This is a genomic window from Blautia sp. DFI.3.45 (assembly GCF_020593505.1).
Classification (GTDB): Bacteria; Bacillota; Clostridia; order Lachnospirales; family Lachnospiraceae; genus Blautia_A; species Blautia_A wexlerae.
Genome location: NZ_JAJDMI010000180.1, coordinates 1 through 385, shown reverse-complemented (window position 1 = coordinate 385; position 385 = coordinate 1). Strand labels below are relative to the sequence as shown.

Annotated in this window: 2 protein-coding genes; both read right to left on the bottom strand. The window is 53.8% G+C overall.

Annotated elements, in window-relative coordinates:
* Positions 1-145, bottom strand: a 145-nt coding sequence (locus LJE09_RS17510) for a DUF3847 domain-containing protein (RefSeq protein WP_227201186.1), incomplete at its 3' end; no start/stop codon positions are given.
* A partial coding sequence (locus tag LJE09_RS17505) for a DeoR family transcriptional regulator (protein WP_227311620.1) occupies positions 138-385 on the bottom strand: 248 nt, incomplete at its 5' end. The genes LJE09_RS17505 and LJE09_RS17510, both read right to left, overlap by 8 nt.

Below are 385 nucleotides of genomic sequence, written 5' to 3'. Positions count from 1 at the left end.
TACAGAGCCGGTGCGTCCGTTCCTTTCGGGTAAGCTGCTTCAACTGGTGCTGCAATACCTTTTCATCATTAATGGCTTTCCGCAGCTTCTTTTCGCTTTTCTCCAGCTCCCTGTTGAGCTTTTCCAGCTTTGAGGTATCAGGCAAGGGCAGCGTCCTCCTTTCCCGGTATCAGCACATAAATCCTGTTTGGTTCTCCAACGCCCTGACGCACCCGCATGATAAGTCCGGCGGTTTCCAGTTCATTCAGAGAACGCTTGACCGTCATGGGACTGCGGGACAGGACTGCGGCAATGGCTGTGACAGGGAAGCAGACAAACAGGATTCCGTTCTCGTCCTCCTGCCCTTTGGACAGCATAGCGTCCAGCATCCGGCAGTACATGACCT